The sequence below is a fragment of the Mesorhizobium sp. genome, assembly GCF_017306585.1.
GTDB lineage: Bacteria > Pseudomonadota > Alphaproteobacteria > Rhizobiales > Rhizobiaceae > Mesorhizobium.
On the sequence record NZ_JAFKIC010000007.1, the window covers coordinates 1 to 1,703 of the forward strand.

General features: G+C 63.2%; 2 protein-coding genes. Both read right to left on the minus strand.

What is annotated here, in order from left to right; translation table 11 throughout:
- Positions 1 to 212 precede the first annotated feature (212 nt).
- The gene (locus J0I79_RS00080) at positions 213 to 788 is read right to left on the minus strand and encodes a YceI family protein (protein WP_292854134.1); all 576 of its coding nucleotides are present in this window, start codon (positions 786 to 788) and stop codon (positions 213 to 215) included.
- A gap of 68 nt (positions 789 to 856) precedes the next feature.
- Positions 857 to 1,429: a cytochrome b gene (locus tag J0I79_RS00085; RefSeq protein ID WP_292854135.1), complete on the minus strand. Its 573-nt coding sequence runs from the start codon at positions 1,427 to 1,429 to the stop codon at positions 857 to 859.
- Positions 1,430 to 1,703: the final 274 nt, after the last annotated feature.

Genomic DNA, 1,703 nt, shown 5'->3' on the forward strand with positions numbered 1-1,703 from the left:
GGCGCCAGTTCCTCGCCCCACGTAGTGGGGAGAGGTGGCCCGGCGAAGCCGGGACGGAGAGGGGTTTCGTAAGGTGCCGAGTTCGATGTTGCTTGGCAGCAGCGTATATTCTGCAAGGGCTCTGCCGTCGCGAACGTCGTCCCCCTCTCCGTCTCGGGCTTCGCCCGGGCCACCTCTCCCCCGCGTTGGCGGGGGCGAGGAACCAAGCCGAGCTAGCCTCGTCTCCCTGTCAGCGACATGTCGAAATCGACGACATTGGAGTAAAGCGGCGTGCCGACATCCATGCCGTAGCGCGAGCGCAGCACCTTGCCGGTGACATGGAATTTGATCGTCCCGCCCTTCAGCCCGTCGAGTTCGGCGGTAAATTTCTCCGTCGATGTCTTGCCGCGCGCCGTCAACTGGCCTGTGACAAGGGCGGTCGTGTCGCCGGTGCGGATCACGCTGGTCGAGCGGAACAGGATTTCTGGGCTGTTGGCCGCGTCGAACACTGCATCGGAGCGCAGGAAGGCGTCGATGCGGCCCTGGCCTGTGCCGACGCTTTCCGGGTAGATGACAAGGTCGACCTTCGAGCGGCCGACATCGCCATTGTCGATGCGGATCGTGCCCTTGAAGCGGCCGAAGGCGCCGTTGAAGCCGCCTCCGCCGGCCTTGCCGATGGTAAAGCGGATCGAGGAGCTCGCCGGACTGACCGTGTAGCTGCCCGCGGCATCGGCGAGCACGACCGCCGCATAAACGGGCATGGCAAGGCACGCGGCGGCGGCCGCCAATCCCAGGATTCGCGCTTGCATTGGATTATTCCTTGTTTGGAGGCCGCGCTCTCTGCGTCCTCGTCTCGTAAACGTGGCCAGCGCCTATTCTATTCCCGGGCTGACGAAGGCGTGATCATGCGCATGAGCACGCTGTCGCGCAGCAGGAAATGGTGGCGCAGCGCTGCCATGACATGCAGCGCCACCAGCGCGATGGCGGCATAAGCGAGATACCAGTGCGCGGCCGCCCAGAAGCTTTCGCTTGCGTCGGACTCAGGTAAGGGCAGGTTGGGCATCACGAACAGGTCGAACGGCATGGTCGGGATTTCCAGCGTCGAGACCGAAACCAGCGCCCAGCCGGACAAGGGCAGGGCAATCTGAAAGGCGTAGAGCGCCATATGCGCAAGCGGCGCCGTCTTGCGCTCCAATGTTCCGACCGCAGGTGGCAGCGCCGGCGCCGTGTTGCCGAGCCGCCAGGCTACGCGCAGGACGATCAGGCCGAGCAGCAGAAAGCCCAGGGATTTATGCAGCTGGATCAGCTCGAAAGCGCTGCGCTGGCTGGTCAACCGCACCATGACGAAGCCGAGCCCGAACTGGCCGATGAAGAGGATTGCGATCAGCCAGTGGAGGAGGATCGTCGCCCAGCCATAGCGGGTGGAAGTGTTGGTGATTGGAACACGCATAGTGGAAAAACGCTGAGGATGTCGGCTTTCTTCCACCCTCCCCACAAGGGGCAGGGCAATCGCATATGGATTCTTGCGAAGGGGACCCCCACCCTAACCCTCCCCACAAGGGGGAGGGAACGCTGCCGCGCGCGCCCTATCCATCTTCATCCCTATCCATCTTCATGTTGAGGATCGAAACCTCAGTACTGGCCGCAATCAGCGCCGGCCAAGTCTCCCTCCCCCTTGTGGGGAGGGATTAAGGGTGGGGGTCGATCTTCGTAAAAACCCATAT